Annotated in this window: 24 protein-coding genes; 9 read left to right on the forward strand and 15 right to left on the reverse strand. The window is 42.0% G+C overall.

Going from position 1 to position 25,177, the window contains the following annotated elements:
* Nucleotide 1: 1 nt before the first annotated feature.
* Nucleotides 2-1,219, forward strand: coding sequence for a hypothetical protein (locus EHR06_RS06255; RefSeq protein ID WP_135756215.1), 1,218 nt, complete (start codon nucleotides 2-4; stop codon nucleotides 1,217-1,219).
* Nucleotides 1,219-1,683, forward strand: coding sequence for a chemotaxis protein CheX (locus EHR06_RS06260; RefSeq protein ID WP_086446434.1), 465 nt, complete (start codon nucleotides 1,219-1,221; stop codon nucleotides 1,681-1,683). Before EHR06_RS06255 ends, EHR06_RS06260 begins: the two co-directional genes overlap by 1 nt.
* Here EHR06_RS06260 and EHR06_RS06265 read toward each other — a convergent pair.
* Together EHR06_RS06265 and EHR06_RS06270 are read right to left on the reverse strand one after the other, a co-directional pair.
* Nucleotides 1,680-2,654 (reverse strand): tetratricopeptide repeat protein, encoded by a 975-nt coding sequence (locus EHR06_RS06265; RefSeq protein ID WP_135756216.1) that lies wholly within the window; start codon nucleotides 2,652-2,654, stop codon nucleotides 1,680-1,682. The genes EHR06_RS06260 and EHR06_RS06265 overlap by 4 nt on opposite strands.
* A 1-nt stretch (nucleotide 2,655) precedes the next feature.
* Entirely contained in the window at nucleotides 2,656-3,261 is a 606-nt protein-coding gene (locus tag EHR06_RS06270) for an LIC_11485 family protein (protein WP_135756217.1), read from the reverse strand.
* Between the two features lie 223 nt (nucleotides 3,262-3,484).
* On the opposite strand from EHR06_RS06270, the gene EHR06_RS06275 reads away from it, so the two are divergent.
* Complete coding sequence (locus EHR06_RS06275) at nucleotides 3,485-5,203, forward strand: DUF342 domain-containing protein (protein WP_135756218.1); 1,719 nt, start codon at nucleotides 3,485-3,487, stop codon at nucleotides 5,201-5,203.
* Here EHR06_RS06275 and EHR06_RS06280 read toward each other — a convergent pair.
* The 3 genes from EHR06_RS06280 to xerD all read right to left on the reverse strand — a co-directional run bounded on the left by EHR06_RS06280 (nucleotide 5,200) and on the right by xerD (nucleotide 7,005).
* Nucleotides 5,200-5,604, reverse strand: coding sequence for an LA_2478/LA_2722/LA_4182 family protein (locus tag EHR06_RS06280; protein WP_135756219.1), 405 nt, complete (start codon nucleotides 5,602-5,604; stop codon nucleotides 5,200-5,202). The genes EHR06_RS06275 and EHR06_RS06280 overlap by 4 nt on opposite strands.
* A 61-nt stretch (nucleotides 5,605-5,665) precedes the next feature.
* Entirely contained in the window at nucleotides 5,666-6,091 is a 426-nt protein-coding gene (locus EHR06_RS06285; RefSeq protein ID WP_086446439.1) for an ATP-binding protein, read from the reverse strand.
* 17 nt (nucleotides 6,092-6,108) lie between these two features.
* On the reverse strand, nucleotides 6,109-7,005 hold the full coding sequence (xerD, locus tag EHR06_RS06290; protein WP_040507921.1) for a site-specific tyrosine recombinase XerD: 897 nt from the start codon (nucleotides 7,003-7,005) through the stop codon (nucleotides 6,109-6,111).
* A 173-nt stretch (nucleotides 7,006-7,178) separates the two neighbouring features.
* On the opposite strand from xerD, the gene EHR06_RS06295 reads away from it, so the two are divergent.
* Both EHR06_RS06295 and EHR06_RS06300 read left to right on the forward strand, forming a co-directional pair.
* Nucleotides 7,179-7,727, forward strand: a complete 549-nt coding sequence (locus EHR06_RS06295; protein ID WP_135756220.1) for a tetratricopeptide repeat protein — start codon at nucleotides 7,179-7,181, stop codon at nucleotides 7,725-7,727.
* Nucleotides 7,724-8,773, forward strand: coding sequence for an LA_2486 family SGNH/GDSL-type esterase (locus EHR06_RS06300; RefSeq protein WP_135756221.1), 1,050 nt, complete (start codon nucleotides 7,724-7,726; stop codon nucleotides 8,771-8,773). Before EHR06_RS06295 ends, EHR06_RS06300 begins: the two co-directional genes overlap by 4 nt.
* A gap of 194 nt (nucleotides 8,774-8,967) precedes the next feature.
* Here EHR06_RS06300 and EHR06_RS06305 read toward each other — a convergent pair whose 3' ends face one another.
* On the reverse strand, nucleotides 8,968-10,398 hold the full coding sequence (locus tag EHR06_RS06305) for an MBOAT family O-acyltransferase (RefSeq protein WP_135756222.1): 1,431 nt from the start codon (nucleotides 10,396-10,398) through the stop codon (nucleotides 8,968-8,970).
* Nucleotides 10,388-11,728: an LA_2490 family SGNH/GDSL-type esterase gene (locus tag EHR06_RS06310; RefSeq protein ID WP_135756223.1), complete on the reverse strand. Its 1,341-nt coding sequence runs from the start codon at nucleotides 11,726-11,728 to the stop codon at nucleotides 10,388-10,390. The genes EHR06_RS06305 and EHR06_RS06310 overlap by 11 nt, the downstream gene beginning before the upstream one ends.
* 170 nt (nucleotides 11,729-11,898) lie before the next feature.
* Between EHR06_RS06310 and trxB the strand changes: the two genes are divergently transcribed.
* Nucleotides 11,899-12,846 carry a thioredoxin-disulfide reductase gene (trxB, locus tag EHR06_RS06315; RefSeq protein WP_135756224.1) on the forward strand — a complete coding sequence of 316 codons (948 nt, stop codon included), beginning with the start codon at nucleotides 11,899-11,901 and terminating at the stop codon, nucleotides 12,844-12,846.
* 137 nt (nucleotides 12,847-12,983) lie between these two features.
* Here the strand turns inward: trxB and EHR06_RS06320 are convergent, their stop codons facing one another.
* Together EHR06_RS06320 and EHR06_RS06325 are read right to left on the reverse strand one after the other, a co-directional pair.
* Nucleotides 12,984-13,706: a hypothetical protein gene (locus EHR06_RS06320; RefSeq protein ID WP_135756225.1), complete on the reverse strand. Its 723-nt coding sequence runs from the start codon at nucleotides 13,704-13,706 to the stop codon at nucleotides 12,984-12,986.
* Nucleotides 13,707-13,736: 30 nt separating this feature from the next.
* The gene (locus EHR06_RS06325; RefSeq protein WP_135756226.1) at nucleotides 13,737-14,615 is read right to left on the reverse strand and encodes an early set domain-containing protein; all 879 of its coding nucleotides are present in this window, start codon (nucleotides 14,613-14,615) and stop codon (nucleotides 13,737-13,739) included.
* 122 nt (nucleotides 14,616-14,737) lie between these two features.
* Between EHR06_RS06325 and EHR06_RS06330 the strand changes: the two genes are divergently transcribed.
* On the forward strand, nucleotides 14,738-18,478 hold the full coding sequence (locus tag EHR06_RS06330) for a tetratricopeptide repeat protein (protein ID WP_135756227.1): 3,741 nt from the start codon (nucleotides 14,738-14,740) through the stop codon (nucleotides 18,476-18,478).
* A gap of 143 nt (nucleotides 18,479-18,621) precedes the next feature.
* Here EHR06_RS06330 and EHR06_RS06335 read toward each other — a convergent pair whose 3' ends face one another.
* The 3 genes from EHR06_RS06335 to thiS all read right to left on the reverse strand — a co-directional run bounded on the left by EHR06_RS06335 (nucleotide 18,622) and on the right by thiS (nucleotide 20,427).
* Nucleotides 18,622-19,452 carry a WecB/TagA/CpsF family glycosyltransferase gene (locus EHR06_RS06335; protein ID WP_135756228.1) on the reverse strand — a complete coding sequence of 277 codons (831 nt, stop codon included), beginning with the start codon at nucleotides 19,450-19,452 and terminating at the stop codon, nucleotides 18,622-18,624.
* A gap of 98 nt (nucleotides 19,453-19,550) precedes the next feature.
* On the reverse strand, nucleotides 19,551-20,219 hold the full coding sequence (locus tag EHR06_RS06340; protein ID WP_135756229.1) for a thiamine phosphate synthase: 669 nt from the start codon (nucleotides 20,217-20,219) through the stop codon (nucleotides 19,551-19,553).
* Nucleotides 20,220-20,226: 7 nt separating this feature from the next.
* A complete protein-coding gene (thiS, locus tag EHR06_RS06345; protein WP_008592479.1) occupies nucleotides 20,227-20,427 on the reverse strand; it encodes a sulfur carrier protein ThiS in 201 nt (66 codons plus the stop codon).
* A 102-nt stretch (nucleotides 20,428-20,529) separates the two neighbouring features.
* On the opposite strand from thiS, the gene EHR06_RS06350 reads away from it, so the two are divergent.
* Nucleotides 20,530-20,868, forward strand: a complete 339-nt coding sequence (locus tag EHR06_RS06350; RefSeq protein ID WP_135756230.1) for a hypothetical protein — start codon at nucleotides 20,530-20,532, stop codon at nucleotides 20,866-20,868.
* On the opposite strand, the gene EHR06_RS06355 is transcribed toward EHR06_RS06350, so the two are convergent.
* From EHR06_RS06355 to guaB, 3 genes are all read right to left on the reverse strand, one after another.
* On the reverse strand, nucleotides 20,869-21,567 hold the full coding sequence (locus EHR06_RS06355; protein WP_135756231.1) for a 16S rRNA (uracil(1498)-N(3))-methyltransferase: 699 nt from the start codon (nucleotides 21,565-21,567) through the stop codon (nucleotides 20,869-20,871).
* A complete protein-coding gene (locus EHR06_RS06360) occupies nucleotides 21,567-22,310 on the reverse strand; it encodes an outer membrane lipoprotein-sorting protein (protein ID WP_100709663.1) in 744 nt (247 codons plus the stop codon). Before EHR06_RS06360 ends, EHR06_RS06355 begins: the two co-directional genes overlap by 1 nt.
* A gap of 86 nt (nucleotides 22,311-22,396) precedes the next feature.
* Nucleotides 22,397-23,923: an IMP dehydrogenase gene (gene guaB / locus EHR06_RS06365; RefSeq protein ID WP_135756232.1), complete on the reverse strand. Its 1,527-nt coding sequence runs from the start codon at nucleotides 23,921-23,923 to the stop codon at nucleotides 22,397-22,399.
* 88 nt (nucleotides 23,924-24,011) lie between these two features.
* Here guaB and EHR06_RS06370 point away from each other — a divergent pair, with 88 nt between their 5' ends.
* Nucleotides 24,012-25,172: a DUF1577 domain-containing protein gene (locus tag EHR06_RS06370; RefSeq protein WP_135756233.1), complete on the forward strand. Its 1,161-nt coding sequence runs from the start codon at nucleotides 24,012-24,014 to the stop codon at nucleotides 25,170-25,172.
* Nucleotides 25,173-25,177 lie beyond the last annotated feature (5 nt).

Genomic DNA, 25,177 nt, shown 5'->3' on the forward strand with positions numbered 1-25,177 from the left:
TATGACAAATCCAGACGGAATTTCAATTAAAGATATTTTATTCAAAGTCGGATCGGCAGTTTTTTTAGGAATTCTTGTCCTGATGCTGATCATCATGCTCTTAAAGCCGGATGTGGAACAAGTAGGTATAGACATGCTTGCCGGAAAGGCAAGCATCACCATGGGAAGTATTGACGACCAAAGTGTCCCAATCGATTCATTCAACGCAGCTAAAAGATTTTGTATCCAGATGTACCAAGGACAGGGCTCCGAGGCGCTTTGGGCGGACTGTGCCTTCCAATCTTTAAAAGGCCAATATATTTTCCGCAAGATCGGAAATTCGGTAGGTTTCACAATCACTGAGGAATCGGAAAGACAAGCTCTTTGGGAAGAAGCCAAAAGAGTTTCTAAAAATTCTCTCCAAGGAGCAGGATATTCCGAGGAAGATTTGAAAAAACCGGAAGAAATTTATCGTCAGTTCCTCCAACAGGCGCCTCTACGCTTTAGGATCGATTATAAAGTGTCCCAGTCTCTATTTCAAAATTTCCTTCCGACTGAGATCCGACGCACGGATGGAGAATTGAATATCATGTCCGAGGCTTCCGGAGCCAGAGTGGACCTAGACGCAGTTTTATATACGGAAGAAGATCTAGCCAAAGCTTCCGAAAGAAATCTGGAGCCTACAGACGTACAGCTTAAAGAACTTTATGATAAAGAGTCTTTGGATCCGAACACCTTAAAAGGTAAAGACGGTAAGCCTGTGCCGTTCGAGGAAAGAAAAACCGTTTTAAGAAGTAAGTTCTTATTAGAAGCACGTAAAAATTCCCTGGAATCCTTAAAAGCAAAGTTAGTCACTCTACAAAACGAGCCTGACGGTCTGCAAAAGATCGCCGCACTTTTAGGAAGACAAACAGTATCTCTTAAAAACAAATCTCTTTCCGACCTGAAAAAGATCAGTCTAGGTAAAGAAGTATTCTCTTTAAGTTCCGATAAAAAGTTCTTACAGGACCTAAGCCTTCCAGGTTTGACCCAAAAGAAAAACATCGGACCATTTAGAGAGGGAGAAAAATACGCGATTGTTTCCTTCTCCGGAGTCAAATTAGGAACTCCTGATCCTTCCTTCTTGAGAACCAGAGAGAACGGTTCCTTACTTACTGCAATACTCATGGAAATTCCACAATCCCTAGAGGAAAGTATCAAAGTCGAACGAGCATCCGTTAGATCCGTTTCGGAGGAATAATGCAAATCCGCGCCGAGTTAGTAAACCCATTCCTGGAAGCAGCTACGATCGTCTTCCGGGATATATTACAGACCGACCTGATCCGTGGAAAGATCGGTATCAAAGACACTCCGGAAACCACACTGGAACTTGCGATCATCATCGGAGTTTTAGGAACATTTAATGGAGAAGTGATCTACGGTTTGAACTACGACGCGGCTTATAAAATTTCCAAAAAGCTGATGCCTGGAATGAGCGACGACGATATCAAGAATGAATATAAAGATATCTTAGGTGAGATCGCGAACATGACCACAGGTAACGCGATGAATATTTTTGCAACTGCGGGTCAGTCTATCGAGATCACTGCTCCGAATATCGTGGATGCAAAAAATGAAACCATCAAGATCCCTAAAAAACAAGCCTTAGGGATCAGTCTATTTTCCAAATTCGGAAAATTAGAAGTAAACGTAGCTTTAACTTAAAGATCGCTTTTCGCGAAAGATTCCATTTCCATTCTCAAGGGGGAATACACTCCTTGAGATTCGGAAATAGACTTATCCAAATATTTTTTCAAGAACCTTTTCGCCCATTCCCCTTCTCCCGCCTTATAACTGGATTTAAAAAGTAAATAAGCACCTAGTTCCTTTTCTTCTCTTTGTCTTTTGAATTCTCTGGAGGTTAAATCTTCCGCATTCGGAAAAGTTTTACCGAAACGATTCCAAAAATCCATTAAATAACTTCGAGCATCCGAATATCTTCCCAACCTGAAAAGCATATCACCTAATTGTAATAAAGCTCTGGATCTATATTCCCCTTCTCCCTCGGTTGCGGTCCTAAGAAGGATGGATTCTGCCTCCGAATTTTTGCCCTGTGCCCGCAGCGATCTTGCAGTTTCCAAAGAAGTTTTCCATCTGGAATCGTCTTCTGCCGGAACCTCCGCAGTCGGATCTGGAGCCTTAGAATTGTCTAATTTAGATAATTCTAATTTTGCCTGAGAACTCGCGGTTCCTTCCGTGGATGCAGCCTTGCCGAATTCTTCTTTGGCTGCGTCTTTCTGACCGTTCCTCAAACGTAAAAGTCCTCTTTCATAAGCAGCACGGCTCGGATCGGCGGCTTCCTTCTTCTTTCCGCCTTTTTTATCCTTTCTATCCGCAAGATTCGGAAGTTTTGTTTTTTTCTCTTTTACAGTTTCTGAAACGGTTTGTTTTGTTTCGGTGACCTTTGTTTCTTCGCCGGTCACTGCTGCGTTTTCAGAAACAGTTTCGGATCCTTCTTGTTCGGACTTCTGTTCTGCAATTACGGAACTCGCATCAATAGGAGGAAGAGGTTCATCCGGAGATATTCCCCTGGAGGAAATATTACCCTCTCCTGGTTCCGGAATTGGCAGAGGAAAATCCGCCGAAAGTTGATTTGCGAAAAGAAGAATACTTAAAGAAATTAGAATATATTTCATCTTATTCTCCCCTAGGTTTTTGTTCTTTTCTAGGTGGACGACTTAAGCGGGATTCTTCCTTTTCTGCAGGAAGTTCTCTATTAGGCAGCTTTGTGCTTGGTTCCAAACGAGGAGAATCGGATCCCTTACTATTAGGAGCTAAATCCTCGCGAGGAGGCCTTTCATTTTCAGTGGGAAAGAAAACTCTGGAGTCTCCGTCTTTCATTTTAGAATTGCGGATTGTGTCCGACTCTTCCAGCTCAGGTTTAGGGGCAGAAGGTTCCGTCTTGGGTTTTTCCAAAGAATATCTTTCAATATCCAAGGAGGAACTTCCGGACTCCGAATAGGAAGGATCGCTCCATCTAACGTCCTTTCTTTTTCGGTTATACTCTCTTTCTATATCTTCTAAAAATAATGCCTTACGATCCAGTTCTTTTGCCTGGTCTTCTTCTCCCGCCATAGCCAAACCCTTTTGGAAACTGAACCAGCCCAGAACGAGCGCGACCAGTACCGCCAAGCTGAGAGCCGCAGTTCCTATCGTTTTTACCACTTTTGGCGGAAGATTTCCCAGAACCTGGTCTATTGACACCCGAATATTGGTTAAGATGGAGAATGGATTGAATGCCATACGTTTTACCCTAGGATCATCGGCCGTTTTCCCGGTTTTTCAAGGACATAATTTTTGAAAAAAGGAAGGGAAATCCTGACTTGTAGTAACTTCGACAGATCGAGCCCAGTCTGAAAATCGACAGATTTCGGAGATTTTTCTTCTTCTTCCCATTAAGTCTTTTTACAGGTTTTCGATTGTAAAAAATAGGATGGGACTTACTCTCCAACAACGGCCCCCCAGGATGAGCGACTCGATCCGCAATTTTACCGAATCATTATTAAAAGATCTGGAAGAGAACGAAAACGGATTTTTCAAGGTGGAAAATCTGGACGGTCTCGCATATCTCACCATCTTCCCCGCAGGAAAAAAAGGAAAAGAAGTAGAATATCGCGAAATTCTAAAACGATTGGATGTATTTAAAATTTCGAGCGTTAGCGAAGAAGAAGTTAAACGTATCTTAAAGACCAAAGACTCGGAACCACACCTAATCGGAAAATGGCCGGGCAAACCGGAAGCGTCCAGCCTGGATCTGAAAATTTCAGAAGATAAAATGACGGTCTATGGAATTCTCCATCCTCCCAAATTCGGTGGAAAATTATTAACTAGGGACGAGATTCTTTCCCAGTTACAAGTAAGTGGGATCGTTTTTGGGATACTAGAAGAATCCATACTCAAACTTTCCCAAGCAGAGGATTACGGAAAAAGGACCTTAGTCGCCCAAGGAGAATCTCCAATACCTGGAAAAGACGGAGATATCAGGATCTTATTCCAACATCCAGGCACACCTACTTTGGAAGAAGATGAATTCGGAAGAGTAGATTTTAAGAATATTCAAATTATCCAAAGTGTGAAGAAGAACCAGAAACTTGCGGAAAAGGTTTCCCCTTCTCCCGGTAAACCGGGCAAAAACGTAAAAGGAGAAGTACTTCCATTCGAAGAAGGTAAACTAGCGGAATGGAAACTTGGTCCTAACGTTAAAATTTCAGAAGATGGAAATGTAGTTCAATCTCTCATAGACGGAAGACCTCTAGTAGATCGTTTCGGGGTCATTCGTGTGGATGAAGTTTGTCTGCTGGAAAATGTAGACTTCTCCACTGGGAACATCAACTTTCCAGGCACGATCATCGTAGAAGAATCTATCGCAGACGGTTTTACACTCGAAACAGACGGATCCATCATAGTTAAAAAATCCGTAGGTAAAGTTTTCCTAAAAGCAAAAGGAGATATCGTTCTTTCCGGAGGATTTATGGGAAGGAACGGTGGAATGATAGAATCAGGCGCAGATATCTATGCAAAATTCGTAGAACAAGGAAAGATGATCGCTAAAAATTCGATCTTCATAGAAGAAGCAGCGATGCACTCCGAACTGATCGCCGGAGAATCCGTGGTAGTCAGAGGCGGAAGAGGTGAAATTATAGGCGGTCAATGTGTAGCAGGAAAAATGATTACCTGCACTAAGCTCGGCGCTATCGTAGAGACCCGAACCGTACTCAGCTGCGGAATGCCTCCCGAACTTCTTTCCGAATTAGAAGATCTAAAATCGGAGATCCGAAAAAATCAGGATATATTAAAAAAAGTAGATACTAGTATCCAAAAATTAAGCGACGATTCCCAAAGAAGAAGTTTGAGCCCGGAAGAAAAAGACAGCTTACCTAAACTTCAAGCAATCCGTCAAAAGTACAGTTCCATTTTAGAAAACCTATTTGCACAGGAACAATCAGCGATTTTATCCTTCGATCCTGATAAAAATTCATTCATTGAAGTAGAAAGAGAAATTTTTCCAGGGGTGGAAGCAAACCTAGGAAGAAACAAAAAGTTCAGCGTAAAATTAAAAGAGATCCCAGGTCCTTCTTTCCTATACTTGGGAGGCGACGGGCAGATCGCTCATTCCAAGGTAAAACCGAAACGACTCGGACTTTTACAGGAAGAATCTTTGGATTCCGGATCTTCGGCGGATTAATTCCCGTCCGGAAATAATTCTCTACAAGATGGAATTCCACCCGCCTGCTCCATTTCGGAACAAGGAGTTTTCAAAAGATCATCCATACAACGTTTCACTTTTCCGATCTGCTGGTCTGTGACTTTTTCGTAGTCGTCGGGAAGAATGGACTGGTTACTTTGTTCCGCCATACATTGGTCCAAGGAAGAAAATCCGGACCTTGCGGCATTCTGTTCTCCTGAAGGAAGGGATTCCAGATACTGAGCGGAACATTCTAAATTCTTTTTACATAACTCTTTAATATAGTTTTGGCTGAGTTGTTTGACTTCCTCTTTGGATAAGGAAGGTCCTTTTCTGCAGGAAAGAATTAAGATCGAAAATACTAGTATAGAGATAAATTTCATTTGGATCGTCGAAAGCATATGCTTGGATTATACAGAATAGACGGACAAATCCGTTATTCTGCAAGCCGTTCTTTCTTAATTATTTCATTTTTGTGAGAATCAGACGATTCCCTTTTCCGGATTGATCTATATAAAAATGATCCGTTAGTTTTCTGACTAAGTAGAGCCCAATCCCTTCTTCCCTATAATCTCCCGGATCGAATCCCCGGATCTCGGAAATATTTTTTTGAACTCCGAAATCTCTGATACGTACTTCCATTCGATTCTCAAGAACCGTAACTTCCAAAAAGATCGGATAATTCGTTTTTCCGAGATAAGCGTGTTTGATCACGTTTAGAAGACATTCCCCCACTGCCAATTTTAGATCGGCAGCATCGTATAGGGAAAATCCCGATTCTCTAGCTAGATTGTAGACGAAGTTCCGCGCTACAGTCACGTAACGCGGATGGGAAGGAACTTGTATCCGAAATTGATTCGAATAGTCGGTTTTTTTGATCTCGGCCAAAATTCGGTCCGGTTGAATTATCCTCTAGGATGGAATTTCTTATGAACTTCCTTTAGAGTTTTGTTCGCCATATGAGTATAGATCTGGGTAGTCGAAATATCGATATGACCCAAAAGTTCCTGAACCGATTTTAGATCCGCGTGGTTTTCCAACAAGTGGGTCGCGAAAGAGTGTCTCAGAGTGTGAGGAGTCACTTTTTTCTTGATGCTTGTTCTTTTAATATAATGGTTCAGAAGTCTCCAAACAGATTTTCTATTGATGAAAGATCCTTTTTTGGAAACGAAAAGATAATCACAATTTCTGTTTTTCAGAATATAAGGTCTGCTTTGTTTTAAGTAACGATTCAGAATGTCCAAAGATTTTTCACCGAATGGAACTAGTCTTTGGCGTCCGCCCTTACCTTCTACGGTTAAGGTCATTCCGGACATATCCATGTCGGTCAGTCTTAAGTTACATGCTTCCGAGATCCTAAGTCCGGAAGAATATAGAAGTTCGAAAATACATTTGTCTCTGAGTTCGTAGAGATTATCCTCTTTGATCACATTGAACAATTCCTCGATCTCTTCTTGGGTCAGATAATCGGGAATGGATCTCATCACTTCGGGAGTTTCGATCTTCTCCGTAGGATTCGAATCCAGCTTCTTTTCGTCTTTTAGAAATTTATAAAATTGGCGGATGGCAACCACTTCTCGAGCGATCGTCTTTGCGGAAATTTTACGATTCCTTTCTTCGTTCAAGAAACGAACTATGTCGTTCGCTTGGACTTCCAGGAAATCCAAATGTTCCTTTTCGAGGAAGTTCTTAAACTTGTTCAGATCGTATCCGTACGAGTAAATGGAATTGTCGCTCAGACCCTTCTCAACCGAGAGGTATTCTTGAAAATTTTGGAGTAGATTCTTATGAGAAGATGTCACTTTCTTAGTCCCGCTTCCGATTATTACAGTACTAAATCCTTCGGACAAATTCTCCCTCGAGATTGAAACTTTTTTAAGATTGCGGCACGAGGAGGCCCGTAAATTGTACAAATTCGACGGGCTGACATAACAAAAAACCGCCCTTTTTCTTATCCCCTAAGGGAAAAAAAACTATGGAAATGAGACAGAAGTTCCGATACGCCATAATTTTGCTTATGTCCCAATTTGCTTTGAATTGCGATTCCTCGGGGGAGTTAGCAAGTAAGGCGAGAGAAAAAGAAGCGCAAGGCAACACTGCAGAGGCTTTATATTATTACGATTTAGCACTTAGAGAAAATCCTGAAAATTTTACTGCGAATAAAAATTTAGGAATTCTTTTAGCGGAAAGTGGAGAAGCACCCGGATCTGCCGCTCTTTATCTAGAAAAAGCTCTCAAAAAAGATCCTAAAAATCCGGAGATACTTCTCTATCTTTTAGAAATTTATTTATTAGCGGGTTCCAGGGACGAGACCGAAACCGTTTTGAGGGGATTTTCCGAAAGTTGGGACAAGGACAGAGAGAGTCTCGCCAAATTTTTAAGCTCTTGTATTCTAGATTCTAAGAAAAATCCCTCGGAAAGAAAACGTTTTATCGAAAATCGTATCCCTGAATCCAATCCTGCTTCTAAAAGACTCTTTGAACTCTGTGAAAAAAGACTCTACGAGGAAACTTCCACTAAATGAGAGAAGTAACCTACGCTCGAAAGATCCGTTTTATTTTTTTATTATATTCTATTTTTCTATTTTTTCTTTTAGAAGTTCTGCTCAGACTTCCCTATTTCCCTTCCGTTCAATTTAGATTGGATGATAAAAAGCTGCATTGCCTGCAAACTTCCGGAAATCTGTTTTCAATTCCCTGGATGAGGCTTTGCCCGAACCAAAGTTTGGATCTGTATCATCCGGAGAAGAATATCAGATACCATGTCTCTACTGATTTTAGAGGAGAAAGGAAAACTTCTGCAACTGACACTGGTGAAAGTGTTGGTAGGAATTCCTACAACGGTAATCCTCAGGAAATTTGGGTTTTAGGAGATTCTGTTTCTTTAGGATACTTGGTGAATGACCAGGAAAGCCTTCCTTGGGTTCTAAATTCTCAATTCGAGGAGAAGAAGGAGCCAAAACTTGTCCGAAATCTGGGAGTGGATGCACTCGGAAGTTTCGGGATCCAAGAAAGACTTACAGAAGTTTTGAAAGATTCTTCCCCGCCTCAGGCTGCGTATTGGATCTATCATATTTCCGATTTTACTGATTCTTATAGAGAACTAGAATTACAAAATTCCGTTAAAAAAAGGATCTTAGTCAGAATTTCCTATATCCTTTCCAAATATAGTGCAGTATTCAACGCATTCAAAATACTTTATGAGAAGTACAAACCTGAATCCGCGGATAATTTAGTAATTCCTTCCAGTGGTAACGTTTTAGGTCCGGATCATCCTCATAGAAAAGCAGCAATCTCCTTGTTTACATTCGTAAAAGAGAAGAAGATTCCTTTTGTTTTAGTATTTCTTCCAGAACCGAATGAGAAGTATGAGCCGGTTGTGGATTCAGCACTCGTGAAAGAAGTACGACAGATCGCAATCGATTCCAATATTCCAGTGTTGGACCTCCAACACAAAATCCATGAGTTCTGGGCAGAAGGCAAAAATCCAATTTTCCTTCCTAAAGACGGACATCCAAATCCGGCGCTATATCGTTTTATCGCAGAAGAAATAGCAAAAGATATTCATTAAAACCCTTCGCGTCTTTGCGCCTCTGCGTGGCCAAAATGAATCGGATTTAATTCTCACGCAGAGACACGGAGTCGCAGAGATTTAGTACGCGGCAGTGATGCGCAGACCTTTAGTCCGGGCAAAGCCCGGATGAGCGCGAATGCGCGAAGTCGTAGCAGCACGGTCCGGAGCGAAGCGTAGGAGCCGCCCAAATCTTAGAACTGAAAATACAAGAAAGGTGCGCTTACAGTCACACTATATAAGATAAAACAGATAGAGATCAAAATGGCTGAAATCCCATAGACCCAGATCCTATTCTCGAAAAGTTTTTTGGCCCAAGGAGTTTCTTTTTCCATCAGGTAGTCGCCGAGCATTAGTATAAATACCGTAGAAAGAACGGATAACGGAACCGGCAGGAAATCACCTTGGACTCCGGAGAACATTCTACTGACCATTGCCCAACCAACTTGGACGCTGTTTCCGATCCCTTCCACCGGTCTTGCTCGGAAGAAGTACATGGATATCCCGAATATGGTGAATGGATAAGCTACTTTGATAGTGCTTGGGATCTTATCCCAATAGTTTTTGATACGCTCGAATGAGAATGCAAATCTTTCGATCACCATTAAACTTGCGTGAACAAATCCCCAGACTACGAAATTCCAATCCGCTCCATGCCAGATCCCGCTCACGAATGTTGTGAGGAATAGATTGATGTAAGTTCTGGAGATCCCCTTTTTGTTTCCGCCTAGGAAGATGTACACATATTCTTTCAACCAAGAGCTGAAGGAAATATGCCAACGTCTCCAGAATTCGGATACTGTCTGGGAAAGGAATGGTTGCCTGAAGTTGATCGGGATATGGAAGCCCATGATCCTTCCGGTCCCGATGGCTACGTCCGAATATCCGGAAAAGTCACAATACATTTGTATGATGTATAAGGAACCGGTTACAGCTAATGAGAACCAGCCATAATGAAGCGGATCTGCAAATACCGGATCGATAACAGCTGCGATTGGATCTGCTACGAATGTTTTTTTGAAAAGTCCCCAGGCGAGTTGTCTGATCCCAGGTAGTAAATTTTCTTTTTTGAATGTATATGTGTCCAGGAATTGGTGGAGCATGTCCTGGGCACGAATGATCGGACCGGCTACCAATTGAGGAAAGAAACTTAAGAATAATCCGAATTGAAATAGGCTCTCAGCTCTTTTTACTTTTTTATGATATACGTCCACCGCATACGCAATCGCCTGTAGGGTAAAAAATGAGATCCCCATCGGGAGTAGAATTCCGGAAGGATACGCGTAATACGGCTCACAAGGAACAAGACCAAGGATCGTATTCCAAACGGTAAAAGAAAAATCCAAATACTTGAAGAAGTATAGTAAAGACAGGTTTCCCCAGATAGCTATATTCAGGAAAAATAATTTTCCAAATCTGGACTCGGATCTATCCATCCAAAGTGTACAAAAATACGTGATCGCAATGGAATAGATAAGAAGTAGAATGAATGGAACTCTAAAAACCGCATAAAAATATAAGCTAGTTACCAATAACCAAAGTTTTTGGAATCTGGAAGGTACCAGAAAATAAACTAGGATAACGATGGGTGCAAAAAATAAATAATGAAGGGAATTAAAGAGCAAGATCGGTCTCCTTCAATTTGGCCTTGAGAGATTCCGCCGCCCAAATATTTCCTCTTTTTGTAAAATGCCCGTCTTCCGGGATATAATGATCTAAGATTCCGAATTTTTTGCCGTTCTGGTCAAAACCGCACATCGATCCTGTTTCCTTTTTGAAACGTAAAACTTTCACTCCTCGTTTTTCGAAAAATGCAGAGGCACGAGTTGCGTAATTTTCTAAAGGATGGTATTTTCCGTTATTATAACAATAGATCTCTTCTATTTGGATAGGAAGAATGACCGGGACCAGTTTAAACCCTCTTTCTTTTGCAAGATCTATCATCTTTTGGTAATATTCTTGAGTGAGTTCAGGAAGCACGGGAAGTGATTCGAAAGAAGGAGCCGAATCCACACAAGTCACATGAGCCGGCACAGGTTCAGGGCATATGGATCCGAATACTGCGGAAGTCGGCGTAATATCAGAATCGCAATTTGGTTTTTTAATAGGTCTAAAAAAGGAAGACTCAAAATAAGAGACCAAATTTCCGGAAGGACGATTTACATTGGATTGTACAGATCCGTTTCCGGCCGCGCTGGTGTTTTCCTCCGGAGCGGAAAGCATACTACATCTATAAAATCCTGCGGAATCCAACTCTTTGCATACTGAAAGTTTAGTAACTGCAAATGTTACTTGGATCTGTTCGTAAGCAAGTTTTAGAGCTTGGAGTGTATAAGAAATTCTTGTTAAAATAAATTGTAATTTAAAATTTCGAGCGTAGTTCGGATCTTTTTCTCTGATCGCGTCGGTTTGGTCGTCGGGCAAGATCCCTTTTTTTGCAAGAACTTCCGGCATATCGAAATCGTTTGGAGAAATGAAGAATAGTACTTCTTTTACATTATCTAGTTTTGCAGAAATATCTTTGAGTCTGTAATAGGAACCTCTGGATCCGTAGGCGTCCACTCCCAGGTTTAGGGCCTGTCTAGCTTCTCCCTTTAATTGAATTCCGTCCAAGAGTTGGCAAAATGTATCTGAGTCACCTACCCCAAATCCCATTACCAAACTATCTCCTAAGCATAGAAGTTTTGGTTTTCCAGGGACCGGTTCTTCTTTTCCTCTAAGGCCGAGTGAGTTGATGCTGAACTGGCCTTCCCATTTTCCTGCAAAATGGCTGACATATCTGGATTGGCCGGGCTCAAGAGCCACGTAATATTCAGGATGGAAACTATGGATGAGTTTTAGATCCCTATAGTATTGTAGAGAAGGACTGCGTAATAGAACCAAGCCTGCTTCGGTTCCGAGGAAGATTAGGATCAAAAAAACTAGGCCGAAAAACGATTTTTTGGCGAAATCCATGAATACTGGATAGCATTTGGATTCCTACCCGGATGACAAGACAATTCATCTAGGAAAGGGACTGCTGGAATTCCGACTCTTTCTTCTCGAAAAAAAAGATCTACTTTACAATTCCCCAGTCTAAAAATAAAATCAATTTAGAATCATTCTAAATCATTAGAGGAAATGAGATGCCCCATAAAGTAGTCATCATTGGATCCGGACCTGCGGGTCATACTGCGGCAATTTACGCAGCCAGAGCGAATTTAAACCCTGTTATGTACGAAGGATTTATGGCGGGGGGAATCGCCGCTGGTGGACAGCTCACCACCACCACTGAGGTGGAAAATTTCCCAGGCTTTCCGGAAGGAATAGACGGAACCCAACTTACTAATTTGTTCCGTGCTCAATCCGAAAAATACGGCACTAAAATTATCACCCAAACAATCACCAAAGTCGACTTCTCCAAAAGACCTTTCAAAATTTGGTCGGACGATGAATTGATCGAAGCTGAAACTGTGATCATCGCAACGGGTGCCACTGCAAAAAGGATGTTCATCCCAGGTGAAGATTCTTATTGGCAAAAAGGAATTTCTGCATGCGCAGTTTGCGACGGTGCACTTCCAATTTATAGAAACAAAGAATTAGCAGTGGTTGGTGGAGGAGATTCCGCGGTAGAAGAAGCGGCTCACTTAACTAAGTTTGCATCTAAAGTGTATTTGATCCACAGAAGAGATTCTTTAAGAGCTTCTAAGATCATGCAAAAAAGAGCGACCACTCATCCTAAGATAGAAATTATCTGGAATACTGCCGTAGAAGGAGCACAAGGAAATGGAAACCAGCTTACTTCCCTTTCTGTAAAAGAACTTACCACTGGAAAAACAAAAGAACTTTCTGTGGGCGGTTTATTCTACGCGATCGGTCATAAACCGAATACTGAAATTTTCGAAGGCCAATTGGATCTGGACGAAACAGGTTATATCAAAACCGTTCCTGGCACAACTCGTACAAGTGTGGATGGTGTATTTGCTGCAGGAGATGTTCAGGATAAAACATATCGCCAAGCGATTACCGCTGCGGGCTCCGGATGTATGGCAGCTCTGGAAGCGGAAAGATGGTTAGAAGCTCAGGAAGAGTAGAGAACATTTTTTCACGCGAAGCCGCTAAGACACAAAGAAGATTATCGTTAGTTTTCAACCCCGTGGTCTTGGCGGTCTTTGTGCGAAATTTTCTAATTTTTGGAGATCACAACTAAAGGCCTCCCGCCCAAAATTTTTTACGGGCGCTCTATCATTTGGCCTCTTTTTTGAAGAGTATCATAAATAAATAATGTAGGAAGATTCGGCTTCTTTTTGTTTGGGCCGGACTCCTCTTCCCTTTTTACGATCATCACTAGTTTGTTTTCAGGAGTGTCCGGCAGGATCTTTTCCAAATAGAATTTTTTGGGAAGAATCGGAAGTAGTTCATCATAATTCGGATCGTATACAAAAACTTTTTTGGAATCTTTTTGGTTTAGATATCCGTCCTTATTGGTATCTTCCGGCATTCCAACGATCACGAACTTTTTTCCGGTTTTTAAACCTGGAAATACATCTTCAGAGACTTCCCCGGTTTCCGAATCTGAACTCAACTTTTCAGGTTCTGCTCCGTAAAAATAATCCCAGATATACACACTTTTATTGAATACCTTACGGTTTCTTCCCGTTTGGAGATCTACAAACACAAGGTTTTGGGCATGATTTAAGGTTTTACGAGGACCGAAATTTTCTCTGTCCCTGTTTAGCCCGAGTGGGTAGTATAAAAATTTTCCCCAAACTACTGCTGAATGTTCTACCAGATCGTCGTCCGGTTCCACATATACAGTCTGGATACTGTTAGACGGATGTTTTGCGAGTTCGATCCCTCGGTCGTATACAAACCAACTTTTTAACAAAGTAAATACGATCAGGATGACGATGATCCCGATCACAAAATATACGGAGAGACGAAACTTTTCCATAGAACGGATCTAAAGAATCCGTTTTATGCCTTAGGGGTCAATCTTCTTTCTTTCCAAAACTCCGGTTCTGGTAGGAACTAATAATGCAGAAGAGATCTCTCCTGTGTCTTCTCTTAACACCGTAAGAGGATTATAAGTATCCACTACGATCTTTCCATCGACTAAGAAGTTATATTGGTATTCACCAGGTTTTAATTTTTTGACAACCCTGAAGGTCCCGTTCCTTTCTTTGATCAAAAAATCGGATTCCGGATCCCAATGGTTAAAATCTCCGATCAGACTTACGGACTCTGCTTGGGGTTGATAAATCCTGAATTCTACGGTCCTAAATTCTTTTTCTTCGTATGGAGAATCTTCTAAGACCCTGGTGCTTGTCTGTTTATTTGGTCCACCTTCTCTGAATGCGATCCTGGAAACTTGAGAACCTTCTCCATCTTCTACTGTGTCAGGGTTTTCAGGATCATGTGTAAAGATACCGTCTACCTTGAACTTATACTCGTAGGCAGGTTTTGCTTCATAGAGTTGGTCTCCGTGGATATCCACTACTCCGTAAAATATTCCCTTATCATTCTTTTGTAAGGAAACACATTGCCAATGATTGAATTCTCCACAAACGCTTACCTCGTCGTTTGCAAGACCCTCGTAACTGAACAAAACTCCTCGGTTCAATAGTTTCCCGGTTTTTAAAGCGGAGAATGTATCTACGAATCGGATGAATCTAGGCGGTACTGCCTTTCTCAAATTCTCCAATTGCCAGAAATAATAAATTTTCTCTTCGGGAAGGGCTTCTTCTCCTTCCTCATAATCCACGGACCGGAAGGCTCCGATCCAGTCTTCCGCGTCTTCCGCAGCAAGAGCGAAGGTCAATATCAAGGTAAGTAAGGCAACCGCCTTGGCTTTATGCACCATAAACCGATTGTCGTAGGTTTTCCCGGAAACCCTAAGCGTATTTCCGGGGCTTGTCCTAGATCCGACATAAGGAAAAAATCTTTGCTCTTTCCAAGACCAGCCGATACTATTGGAAGGACTTTATGGCTGATTATTCAGAACAGGAACTGGAGCAGATCCGCTCCATCTTGGATCCTTTGAACAAGAATCCGGAATCTTCCGAAGATTTGAATCCTATGCTTTCCTCTTTCCGAGAGAAGATGGGATACGGTGTTCCTATATCTATCGGGGACGACGATGAGGACCAACCGGAAGAAGGATCCGAAGAAAGTTTCGATCTAGGTGACGACGAGTCCCCGGAACCTATCCAAAAGCCAAAGCCATTATCCTTTTCTGAAGACGATGATATCGATCTTGATGAATTATTAACTGAGCCTTCCCAAGGGGGCGAACCTAACGCTGATGCGGGAGAAGATCCTTTCGGGGGATTTGACGAAGCTCCTACATCATCCGACGATTTCGGTGATTTTGCGACCCCAGAGCCTGTATCCGACCCATTTGCCGACTCAGGCTTGGATGATTTTGGAGGAGCTTCCGAGCCGGAAGAACCTTCCGCAGGCCTGGAAGATTTCGGAGCTCCTACAAGTGAAGAAGATCCATTCGGTGGATTCGATTCCTCTCCTGAATTAGATACCCCATTCGACTCTCCTCCTAATGAAGACTTAGTTTCCTCCACTCCTAGTGCTGATCCATTTGCGGATTCTGATCTAGGAATGGACGATTTTGGTGCTGGAACTTCCGACTCTTCAGATGATCCGTTCGCTGGTTTAGGCGGCGGAGAAGAGCCAGGAGATTCAGGTCTTGAAGATTTCGACTCTCCTGCTTCTTCCGCTTCCGATGATCCATTTGCAGCATTTGATGCTTCCGGAATGGAAGATACTCCTGGAGACGAATTCGGATTAGAAGAAGGTGACCCGTTCGGTGCCTCCCCTGCATCCGGTGATTCTGATTTTGGAGACTTAGGCGGTTTCGATTCTGAACCGAGCGGCTCAGGAGATTTTGGCGGAGATGATTTTGCCGAAGCTCCTACAGATTCAGACCCATTCGCAGACTTCGCTCCTGTTTCCGGTGGAGATCATGATCCATTCTCAGATCTTTCCGGGGCAACTTCCATTCCGGAATCGGATCCATTTGCTGATTTTGCGACAGAACCTGCTTCCCAAATGGAAATGGAATCTGTTCCGGAATCTTCCGATTTTACAAGCTTCTCCCCTGATCTGGATTCAGACTCAGGAGACGAGGATCTTGGAGCAGACGCATTCGAAGAAGACCTACGTTCATTGGGTGGAGAAGATAAAGACGAAATAGATAAATCCCTCACAGACGAAGAACTTGCAATCATCCAGAGGGAAATACTTCGTTATCCTCCACTTTTACGTAGAACGGTCATTGAATCCATAGTCCAAGACCGTCTTTCTAAAAAGGCCCAAAGAGATCTATTAGAACTTATTAAAATAGAAAGTAGCCCCGAGGATATCGCCGCATTCTTATCATCCGCATTAGGAGTCACAGTCGCTCTTACGGATAGAAGCGGCGCTTATTCCGCAGACGGTGTTCCTATCATTTCTTCCGACCCTATCTATACAAGAGAAGGTGTATTAGAAAGAAGGAAGAAGATCCGCAGGACATTCTTCGCGGCGGCCGCAGCGTTACTGATCGGATTCGGAAGTTATTTCACTTATAAACATATCATTCTTCCTAGACAGGCCGCTCAAAATTACGAAGCAGGTCTGGAACAGATCCGTGAAATGGGAGCCAAAAGATTCGCAGGGACTTTAGGCGAAGAAGATAGAAAAAAATATCTGATCAGTATAGAAGATTCTTATGATAAAGGATTCGATATTGATCCTTATAATCTGAAATATATGAACCTGTACGGAGTGGAATACAGCCGTGCAGGAGAGTACGAATATTCCTTCCAAAAATTATTCGGTAAAATAGAGCCGGATCTTGGAATGGGAACATTAGATTCTTGGAATAAAAGAGAACAATCTCCTATGGTCCGATTGGCCCAAGGAGAATCTTGGAATGATAAAAAGCTTAAGACCAATAAAGGTGTAAACCAAGGGATAGAAGGCATCAAATTTCTCTTAGACCAGGAAAAAACCCCAAGAAAAGTTCTGATCGCTGGCGCATTCCTCGCGATGAGGCTGAAAGAAAGAACTCATGATAATAATACCTACAGAAACCTAGGCTGGTTCCATTCTCAGATCATGCCTGATTTTGCAGAGCCAACCGAAGGTAAAAAAGGAAGATATAAAAACGACGCGTTAGCTGTTGATTATTATTCCAAGGTATTCACCGACGGAGAAAGCCCTTATGATGAGGATTCTACCGCTGGTATCGCAAAAATATATTATAATAGAAGAGAATTCGGAAAAGCAGCATCCTTCTACAATCGAATTGTAGAAGCGAATCCTAAAAGTATTCCCGGCCAAGCCGGACTCGTTTCCACATATTTAGAAATGTGGAAAGAAAGCGGGGATCCTCAATTCGTTTTAAATCATCATCGTTTACTTAGGAATAATCTGGACATGGAGTCGGAACTCCCCTTCTATACTCTTGCAAAGCTTGCATCTTTTTATGCCGCTATCGATCCGGAAGAACTTAGGATCAAATATAATATCAATCCTGTTGACCAAGTTTCCGGAATAGAAATAGAAGAAAGTGCAATCCGTCTTTTAGATACTATTTACAGAAAGTCCATGGAAGACGAAAGGACCGGGGTTGAGATAGAAGGAAAAGATTATGCGGAAGGATATTACCAGCGCGGGAAATATTATCTTTCGCAAAAGGAAAATAGCCAGGCGAGAAGATTTTTCGAAAAAGCGGCTACTCTAGATCCTAAACATTGGCTGGCGGTCCTGGAACTTGCAGAACATTCTATCCGAGTAGGAAATTTTGAAGAAGCAAAAGATCTTTTGAAAGAAGCTGAATCTCGTTATGAAAATAGCGAGCGTTGGTTCGGCTCTAAAGACGAAGACGAAACATTATTCGAAGGAAATCCCGCACGTATCCATTTCGATCTTGGAAAGATCAGATACTTATTGTCCGCAGGGCTTTCAGACAAAGATTCCCTAAAAGAATTTCCCGGTAGAAAAATTTATCCATTCCGTTCTCGTTCCGAATCCGACGGCAAAAGCCTTTCCGTCTTAAAAGAAGAAGAGGAAAAAAGAAATCGTAGGAACGAACTTAGAAATTCACTCCAAGAATTCGCAAAAGTGGATTCCGAAGAACCTAAGTTCGATCTAATCCGCAAATGGAGAAGAGAGCTCCCTGCATCCATGCTGAGAGAAATGAAATTTTTCAAAGGTTGGGTGGAATATATGGACTCAGACTTCGACAAATCTTTGGCTGATTGGACTGGTTTCGAAGACAAGGATGAATATTATAATCCTACTCTTCTTATGGCAAAAGGAAATGCATTCTTCTACACAGGTCAGACAAAAACCGCTCTTGGATATTTCCTAAGAGTAAAAGATGATATGGAAGAAAAACTTCCTCAGATGAGTTCTCCTAAAACGGAAGATCCATATCACCAGGAAGTGTATCAAACTCTGACTGCCGCTTATAATAATATTGGCGCTTGTTACGAAACTCTTTCTAAAAAAGCAAATGCACAAGAATCCGAGAATTATACCGCTCAGGCTCTTCAGAATTATTGGAAGGCAATCGAAACCGCGCGTAAGATCAATGAAGCAAGCGAGATCTCACTTTCCAATAAAGATCTTTTATTCAAAAAAGAAGCTCTCAAAAGAGAACCTCTCTTAGAAGACTGGGTTTCTCCAACGCTTGATTCGATTAAAGATTTGGTTCGTAAATAGAGGCGCAGAGTTTTTAAGAGATTCAGAGTTTTTCTCACGCAGAGGCGCAGAGCCGCGGAGTTTGTTTTGTAGGAGTTCCTACATCGGGTTTCTTAAAAACTCTGCGTCTTCGCGATTCCGCGTGGTATAAAAATCCGAAAGAGTTATTTCTTCTTTTTTACAAAAAGAGATTTGATCGCTACCACTATAAAAAATCCGAACATTCTACTCAGGCGAATCAGTCTCCAAGGACGTACCATAATTCTCCAAAGCCAGGTTAAGCCCTTCAGTTTGAAAACATTCGGAGCCTTTTTTACTTTTCCGGAAAGAATGTCCATAGCAGGACCGACTCCGATCACTACTGCGTGGCCGAAAAATGCGGTATTATTCTCAACCCAGATCTCTTGGTCCGGAAAATCCATTGCAAGAAATATAATATTCGGACTGGTCTTGCGGATAGATTCTTTTACAAGCAGCTCACGCTGGGTGTTTAAATATCCTGCATGACGTCCTACGATACGAACTCCGGGAAAATGTCTGGAAAGATTGAAATAAACTTTCTCAACGATCTCTTCCTTTCCGCCTAAAAGAAAAATGGAATAATTTCTAAGTTCGCAAAGACGGACCAAGTCCATCATGAGTGCGATTGTAGGAATTCTCTCTTTTAATTCCCCGCCTAATTTTTTAGCGGCCCATTGTAGACCCGCACCTTCCGCTAGGATGAGGCTGGCTTTTTGCGCGATCCTATGTAACTTCTTCCCTTTGCGAAGAGCCATTGTCTTTATAGGATCTAAAAGAAGAACATGATGGAATTTATCCTTCTCTTCCATGAGATGATAAATTTTTGCCACCGCCTCATCTAGGCTGGCGTTATCGAAAGGTACACCTAAAATAGGAGCCTTGTCCAGATCATCCACATTCAGGGTCTGATAATCTAGTAAGTAGTCGCGATCATCCTTTGCAGATAGATGGCGTATTTCCCCTGGCTGTTTCATAGGGATCATCTTATTGGACATAATTTGGGAGTCAATTGAAACTTGGGATTTGGAGCCTTCAAAAACAAGGAAGAATCGGTATACCGGTCTCAGGTCCTTTATGGATTCTTTATCTCCTTAAGGATACGAATGCAATCGTAAAAGGAATCTCTTTCGGAAGCGGAAGCGATCATCGCATAGGACAATGGACCGAGCTCCGATAACTCTGTGATCTGTTCAGGACCGATCCCTCCGATAGGAGTGACAGGTATTTTAGCAATTTGTAAGGCTTCTTGGACGCCCCGAAGACCTACAGGAATATCTTCCGTATCCTTGGAGTTTGTAGAATACACCGGTCCAAGTCCGGTATAGTCCCAGACACCGGGCTCTAAGCCTGCAATATCTTCGGAATTATGACAGGAAGTGCCAAGGTACAATCCACTCGAGCGGACCTTCTTCTTATCCTCTAAGGAAAGAGAAGCATAATCTTCTTTTCCGATATGAAGTCCGAAACATCTCCATTCCAAGGCCTCTTTCCAATAATCATTCAGTATGATCGGAAAATCAGGAAATGCTTCTATAAGACTTTCATAAACCTTCTTTAATGTTTCAGTGGTCTCTTTTTTAGCGCGTATCTGATAGAATGGGATCCATTCCCTTTGGTAACTCCAAAGTTCCACAATACGGACCGGGTCCTTGGAAAACTTGGAACAATATTCTAGATCTAGGATTGGATAAATGCCGGGCGCTCTCCAGATACTATGTCTGGGTCTAAGTGGGAATTCCAAAAATGATTCAACCCCCTCCTACAAATTTCAGGATCTCTATTTTATCCCCTTCTTCTAAGGAGGAATTCTTCCAATGGTCCCTTTTTAGGATCTCTCCATTCTTCTGGATGGCAACCGTTTCCGGTTTTAATTTTAAGGACTCCAATAGGGAAAAAAGATCCGGAGAAGAAAGTTCCCGCAGAGAGAATTCCTTACCGTTTACGATCATTCCATGCACCTCGGTCTAGATACTTCATTCCTACTGATTCTCCGCTAACGTCGAATGTTTTTTAGTTTACCGTTCTGTCCCGGCCGAAAACGATTTACTTATATGACCCGATTTCTCCCGTTTTTACTAGCAATCGCACTCCTAGGTATTTTATCATGTAATACCGGAGAGAGAGATATCAAGGGAAATGCTTTGGCAACTTTCTATGCAAACTGCACAGGTGGATCTTATCCATCCTGTAAGAGTGCTTGCGAAAATAAATACGGCACCACGGTCACTACGACTAATTTGGCCGCTTTAAACTCTTGCCTGACTTCTTGTAATACAAGCTGTAATATTTCTACACTTTGTTTCCAATTATCCCAAAGCTGCAAAAGTGATTGTGATAATTATTTGAACACCTGCGTTCTGATCCTAGGTTCCACCGGATTCGGCCAGTAATCAGCGTAAACTTCCTAACCTAAATAAAGAGGCCGCAAAAATTCCAGCGGTCTCTATTCTCAAAATAGATTCTCCCACATTTACAGATAAAATCCCAAACTGAGAGATCAGTTCTAATTCTTCTTTTCTAAATCCACCTTCCGGTCCGATCAAAACTGTTTTGTTTTGTATGTTTTCAGGATTGATCCGTATTTCAGATCTTGGATCAAAAAGTAGAAGTTCCTCTTTAGAAGATTTTGACCCTTCTAAAAATTTAGAAAGTGAGATCGGTCCTTTGATCTCAGGCAAAAAATCTTGGCCGGATTGAGAAGAAGCTTCCGCCGCTACTTTCAAAAGCCTTTCCGGATTTAAGTCTTTTCTATCCGAATGAGAGAATACTAAAAAAATAAATTCAGTGATCCCAAGCTCCGTTCCTTTTTGGATGAGCCATTCCAGTCTGTTTCCTTTCGGAATTGCAGTTGCGATCTTTGCTTTGGTTTTAGGTCTTTCTTTTTTATCGGTACCGATCAGACTTCCGATTTTAGAAGAAGAAGGTACACTGTATGCAAAACTTGCACCCTCACCATCCTTGATGATCACCGTTTTATCTTCTGAAAAAACTCTAAATGCTTTTAGATGAGAGATCTCTTCTCCCTCTAATTTCAGTTCGGGAGAAGAAACAAAACCCGGTCGAAAAAAAACGATCTCTTCCGAGGACATTACAGTCTGTTTAGATTATCCAATTCGAATAAAGAAGGATCCGGTTTTACATCTCGGTCCACTTCGGTATATTCCAATACGCTGATCGCACCTGTATTCAGATCCAACATTTCCAATCTACTGACTATATCTTCTTTTGTGACCTTCTGCTTTGCTTTTACCTTAACTGGACCGTACTTTATGTTCATTGTTTTATAAAGTACCCCGTCCTTATCATGAAAATCCAAACGAGTTGGTCTTAATGTATCCGGTTCCAAAAGTAAGATCAGTTTGGAATAAAAATAAGGAACGATCGGTCTAAGAGCGACACGTTTCATCTTCTTCCCCGCAATATCCAAATCGCTTTGTACGATCGGGTTATAATTCGCTTGGTAAGAAGTTCCCGCCAGATCCACAAAACTGAATCCTGTATTGAGATGGTTCTCGTATTTTTCTTCGTCGTTCTTTTTGAAAATTTTACGGGAAAGTGCATTGAAGGCGAAGATCAATTCTCCATCTTCCTTAAATAAGATCTTATATTCCAGACCCCGGCCTTTGCTTTCGAATAGGGAGAGTGAATCTTCTCCCTTTCTAAAAATGCTCATGTCCCAGGTCCAGGAATCTCCCGTCTTTTTGATCAGGATCAGATTTGCTTTTACTAAACCGTCCGCCTTCAAGAGTGCCTGGTCTAGTCTTGCGACTAGTTCCTGGGCGACTCTTGCTTTATCGGGTGGAGCCTGAGCATGGGATACATCCCCAGTCATCAGGATCGGGAATATTAGGATTATCGAAATAAGATGAAACTTTTTCAAAACCTTTCCTTCCCGCAAATCCGAGGGATCTAATTTAATTACTCTGCTCTTAAACTAGGTGCACTATAAGAGTAAAGACTATGAACAGAACCTTGGGCTTGAGCGGATTCACTCCTTCTTTCGAATCTGAGTTTTCCTTCCCGTAGTCCTTTATGTAAGTCTTGGACGGAACGGAATCCCATATCCTGAAAAGAAAGTCTTAGTCCCAGGCTTAAATATGGAATAAAGTTCAGAATTGAACCTCTATCCACTACGGAACCGCTCACTCCCTGAGCCACTTTTACTTTTTGGCCCTCGTTGAAGTAACGTTTGTCTCCGCCGGCTTTCATTGCTTCTATACTTGCCATTCCGCGGTATTTTTTGAGACGTATTCCATTCTCATAAAAATACTCTCCAGGTGCCTCGGATGTTCCTGCGAACATAAATCCCATCATACATGCAGAAGCCCCGATTGCCAAAGCATTTGCGATATCTCCAATATTAGAAATTCCACCATCTGCAATAACAGGAACGTCATATTTTGCAGCATGGGCAGCAGTTTGGTACACCGCAGTTGCTTGCGCTCTTCCCACTGCCATAGTATCTTGGGTGATACAAATGGAACCGGGTCCCATTCCGATCCTAAGTCCGTCAGCTCCCGCACCGATCAGGTTTTCTGCCTGGCCGCGGGTGACCACGTTACCACCGATCACTTCCAGATTTTTGAAATTGGACTTAATGAATTGGAGCATCTCTATCTGGTAGATCGAGTTTCCCTGGGCGGAATCGATGATGATCACATCCACTCCGGCTTCGTATAATGCAGCGACCCTGTCCCTGGATTCTGGCAAGGTAGAAACCGCAGCTCCACATCTGAGCCTTTTGTTCTCGTCCTTGGAAGAATCTGGGAATTCCTTATTCTTTTTCAGATCGGAACGACTCACTAAAGAGATAAGTTTTCCGTCTTTGTCTATGATCGGAAGTTTTCCGATCTTCTCTTTTTTGATAATATCGTTTGCTTCTTTTAAAGTGATCCCTGCTTTTCCGGTAATCACATCAGTGGTCATTACTTTTTCCACAGGGATAGAACGATCTCTTTCGAAATCGATATCTCTATTGGTTACAATCCCAACCAGTTTAGAATTTCTGGTCCCATCTGCAGTGATTGGAATTCCGGTGAATCCTAAAGTTTCTTTGATCCTGTCCAGATCGTGGATCGTATTTTTCGGTCCAAGAACAACCGGGTCTGAAATGAAACCGTTTTCGAAACGTTTCACCTTGCTGACTTCGGCAACCTGTTCTTCGACAGAATTATTATAATGGATAATTCCGATCCCTCCCATAAGGGCCTGTGCGATTGCCATAGAGGACTCGGTCACAGTGTCCATTGGGGAACTCACGAATGGCTTCTTAAGTTTGATCTTTTTAGTTAATCTAGTCTCTAGTTCAACTTCGGAAGGATTGAAATCGATAAAACCGGGCAGGACTAAAAAGTCCCGATAAGTAAGCCCGATTTGCATGCTGAAAAGTTCTTCGCCGGATAGGCCGTCTAAAAATTGGGAGTCTCGGTAAGATTGGTTTGACATTAGTGTACCTTACCTATTACATCAAAACGAAGCCAAAGGCTGGAATCAAGATAATTTTCCGCCGGAATCCGATCGACCTAGGAATTTAATGGAAAAGGTTCAAAGGAAACAAAGAGACAAAGAGTTCATCACAGATCCTGGTAAAAAACTCCATATCATTGGAAAATTTCTACTCAAAACAGATCTACTCGTAAGGGATACGGAAACACACGAATCCGTTCAACTTCTCTCCGTCAATAAGGACGCCACAAAAATTTTAGTACAAGGTCGAATGGCCGAACAATTTAAGCTGAATGCTCATATTGTTTTGTACAAATTACTCGCGAGATACGTCGAACTAGAATGCGAGGTCCTGGAAGAAAAACCGAATAATCAATACATCATGCAGGTGGACCATGTTTCCATCGCAAGCAGAGAGAGAAAATTCACAAGGATCAAACCTCCGGATGGAAGCGTTTGGATCACGAATCTGCGTACTAGCAGGACCACAATCGACGCGAACTTATTCAATATACCCACTTCCGTAAAAGTCAATTTCGCGGATACGGAAAGAACTCTTAAGCCTAAGTTCGATATAGTAAAAATAGATGTTTTCAATTCTATCGGGGATAAGTTCGACCTAGTCAAAAAGACCGGCAAAATATTATATATTCCGAATACACAAAAACCTGACTCTTTTAAATCTTCGGATCCGAACGGATTTATAGATTATGAACATGAACTTGGAGATGAAGATGATGTTCGTAAAAAGATCATAGAATATGCCAACCAAAAGATCAGATCGGAATTAATCGTTCCGGTTATCTATATCAACCATGATGAGCAGGCTATTCCTATCGGATATGTGCATGCCCAAAATAGGACTAGAGAAATAGATATAACCGAAGTAATGGAGATCAAAACCCTTACTTTTGATATGGTGGATCGGATCAGAGAATCCAATACGATCTTAGTAAAAGAAAGATTTGCGGTTATAGATCTTTCCACTGGCGGTTTGAGAGTAAAGATCAATCATCCTGATCTAAACGGCGAGCTACCTAGAAGAAAAGGATTCACATTCGATATATTTTTCAAAATGCAATCTCCGATCACTGCTTACGGAGTAGTACGCTCCATTGCAAGAGATACGGATGGGAACTTATATGTAGGACTTTCTTTGGAAGGAAACTCCGCAAGACCCGGAGAGAAAAAACGTTTTATAGACAATGTAAATCGTATGCTTTCCGACTCGGGTGTAAAAGTCGGCTAAAATTG

Origin of the sequence: Leptospira dzoumogneensis (assembly GCF_004770895.1) — a bacterium.
Lineage (GTDB): Bacteria > Spirochaetota > Leptospiria > Leptospirales > Leptospiraceae > Leptospira_B > Leptospira_B dzoumogneensis.